Source organism: Terriglobus sp. YAF25, assembly GCF_052113305.1.
Classification (GTDB): domain Bacteria; phylum Acidobacteriota; class Terriglobia; order Terriglobales; family Acidobacteriaceae; genus Terriglobus.
This window is the reverse complement of the sequence record NZ_JBFRCY010000648.1, coordinates 1-2,704: the sequence shown is the minus strand read 5'-3', so window position 1 is coordinate 2,704 and position 2,704 is coordinate 1. Positions and strand designations below refer to the sequence as shown.

Genomic DNA, 2,704 nt, shown 5'->3' with positions numbered 1-2,704 from the left:
GGTCGTCTCCTCGCTGCACCGACGCCTCTGCTTTCTCGGCAGACTTCAACGCGTCATCGGCGATCGTGACGATCGCATTCACCTTCGGGTTAACTGCCTCAATGCGATCGAGGTGTGCCTTCATAATTTCGACCGGCGAGACCTCACGCGTGCGGATGAGCTCGGCCAGTTTCGTTGCGTCGGAATAGATCAGTTCAGTGTCCATTGCTTTCTCCCTACCTGCCACTTGGCAGGTTATAGTGTTTGAGATTCTACCTGCCACATGGTAGATTCAGAAATCGAGAAAGTTTTTGTCATCCAGAAGAGCGGAGGTGCGTGATGAGTGCAAATGCCCGGGAAGACATCCTGGYCGCCGCGAAGCTTGTTGGCCAGGCTCACGGTTATGCGGGGTTGAACTTTCGTGATCTAGYCCAGCAGGTCGGTATCAAAGCCGCGAGTATCTACTACCACTTCCCCAGCAAAGCCGACCTGGCCGCGGCAGTGGCAAAGCGCTACTGGGAGGATGCCGCAGCTTATCTTGAGTCTCTGCTGCAGAACTCAGCAAAGCCGCTGGAAGCACTGCGTCGCTATCCGGAGACCTTTCGCTGGGCACTGGAGAACGGCAATCGCATCTGCCTTTGCAGCTTTATGTCGGCGCAGTTCGACGACCTACCTGACGAAGTGAAGACGGAAGTTCAGATTTTCGCCGATGTCAACATTGCGTGGCTGAAGAAGACGTTGGTTGCTGCCAAGGTCGCAAGCCCCAGGGATGCCGAGAAGCGAGCACGTGCTATCTACTCCGGAATCGTGGGTGCTCAACTGATGGCAAGAAGCCGGGCAGATATCACTCTCTACGACAACCTGATCGAAAGTTACCGCACAACAGGATTGCTTCCTGCCTGACGGCAGGACGCTGATGAATACAATTTCCCTACAGGTCGTCGGCCCTTTGAAGGTCGGATAGCTCGGCGAGGCAATTTGCCGCTCAGTTGGGTGGGAGCAGCCGGCTTCAGCCCGCTGATAAGCGGCGTAAAAGTAAATGGGCTTTAGAGCATTTCTCCTGTTGCTGGGTAGCCCGGAAGGGGAGTGCAGCGGCGTTTTCATTGCGGAAAACGCCCATAGATACCGAATCCCTACACTACACCTACAGGAGAAATGCTCTAGCCCTGGGCTTTCTTTCTCAGTTAGGAAAAAGCCCAGGGCTAAAGCCCATTTCTATATTGAGCCGATAGACCACGGGCTGAAGCCCRCGGCTCCCACCCGGTTCGAGCTTCGCTCGAATCGTTCACCCACAAATATTTATTCCAAAGTATGGTGTCCGAATCTGTCGATACGCCCTAGAATGGCCTTTCTATGAACCTCGAGTGGAACCTGCACCTCTTTCGCGTGGTGATCGAAGATGGTGAATCAAAAGAGATCCACGTCAATGACGTGTTGGATTGGTTCGCAATCACCTTTTGGTCTGACGCTGTGCTGACCCGGGCTGCAGAAAGGACGAAGTCCGCAGTTCTAATCGCTGACAACTACTACCGCGTGAACGCTGAGGTCGTCTATGTCTCGCATGACCCCAAACAGGCGGCTTGCATTCTCGACTTCGGCATTAAGGCCATATCGGAGTCGGGTGGGATTCTGGAAGTTCCTCTTCCGCCGGGATGTCAGGAGGGCGATTATGTGAGTGGCGAAATTCGACTGGTGCTTCCGCTTTGTACCGCTGTCCACCCCCACAACCTCTTTCACAGATGGCGTGTGAATAGAATTTCCGCCAACTTGGCCCCTTTCATGAACCATCCAGGCGACATCTCTGAAGTTCGCTATCAGGACGTCTCTGGCACCGATTCCATTCAGGCAGGCTCTTATCTTCTGCTCTGTTCCGATCTCAACCCTTGATTTAAGTTATTTCTCAAGTTCACTTCATATTCGGTCTCACTGATTTCATTGATTGACTCCGTCGCAGAGTCTCCTTGCGATGAATTCCAAGTTGACGCCTCCTCATTACTGTTTTACTCTAGGCATGTTTCGATAAGGCCTTATGGAAAACAGCAAGAACGAATCTCGCGATCTCTTTCCCGGCGCACTGGAGATGATGATCCTGGAATCCCTCCGCCGCCAACCCGCGCACGGATACGCTCTGGTTCAGCACATCCAGCAGCGTTCGAACAACCTGCTTCAGGTGGAAGAGGGCTCGCTGTATCCCGCCCTGCAGCGCCTGCTCAAAGGTAAGCTCGTCAAGGCCGAGTGGACCGTATCGCCTTCGACCAACCGTCGCGTGCGCGTCTACCAGATCACGAAAAACGGTTTGCTCCACCTGGAGCGCGAGATCTCCAGCTTCGACCGCATGCTGGAAGGCATCCAGATGGTCCTCGGCCCCCAGAAGCGCAATGCCTGAGCATTTCTCCTGTAGGTGTAGTGTAGGGATTCCGTATCTATGGGCGTTTTCCGCAATGAAAACGCCGCTGCGCTCCCCTTCCGGGATACCCAGCAACAGGAGAAATGCTCTAATTCCTAGGAGACTGCGATGAGCTGGTTCGAGCGAATCTTCCGCCGTCGGCGACTCTACGACGAACTCTCCGAAGAAATCCGCGAGCACATCGAAGAGAAGATCGAGCAGATCATGCGTCTCGAAAACCTCTCGCGGCCCGAAGCGCGGCAAGCGGCTCTTCGGGCCTTCGGAAACGTGACTCTTCTGGAAGAACGCAGCCGCGGAGTCTGGCAATGGTCCACGCTC

At 54.5% G+C, this 2,704-nt stretch carries 4 protein-coding genes and 1 pseudogene; 4 read left to right on the top strand and 1 reads right to left on the bottom strand.

Annotation, left to right across the window (positions count from 1 at the left end):
- Positions 1-205: pseudogene (locus tag AB4043_RS21760) on the bottom strand (amidase); the annotation flags it as partial.
- A 113-nt stretch (positions 206-318) separates the two neighbouring features.
- Between AB4043_RS21760 and AB4043_RS21755 the strand changes: the two are divergent.
- From AB4043_RS21755 to AB4043_RS21740, 4 genes are all read left to right on the top strand, one after another.
- Complete coding sequence (locus AB4043_RS21755; RefSeq protein ID WP_442308067.1) at positions 319-882, top strand: TetR/AcrR family transcriptional regulator; 564 nt, start codon at positions 319-321, stop codon at positions 880-882.
- Positions 883-1,332: 450 nt separating this feature from the next.
- Positions 1,333-1,866 (top strand): hypothetical protein, encoded by a 534-nt coding sequence (locus tag AB4043_RS21750; protein WP_442302909.1) that lies wholly within the window; start codon positions 1,333-1,335, stop codon positions 1,864-1,866.
- 142 nt (positions 1,867-2,008) lie between these two features.
- Positions 2,009-2,365, top strand: a complete 357-nt coding sequence (locus AB4043_RS21745) for a PadR family transcriptional regulator (RefSeq protein WP_442302908.1) — start codon at positions 2,009-2,011, stop codon at positions 2,363-2,365.
- 129 nt (positions 2,366-2,494) lie between these two features.
- Positions 2,495-2,704: permease prefix domain 1-containing protein (locus tag AB4043_RS21740; protein WP_442308066.1), on the top strand; the 210-nt coding region annotated here is incomplete at its 3' end.

Coding starts and splice junctions, on each gene's coding strand:
- AB4043_RS21750 (WP_442302909.1), top strand. CDS start 1,333: ATGAACCTCGAGTGGAACCTGCACCTCTTTCGCGTGGTGATCGAAGAT.
- AB4043_RS21745 (WP_442302908.1), top strand. CDS start 2,009: ATGGAAAACAGCAAGAACGAATCTCGCGATCTCTTTCCCGGCGCACTG.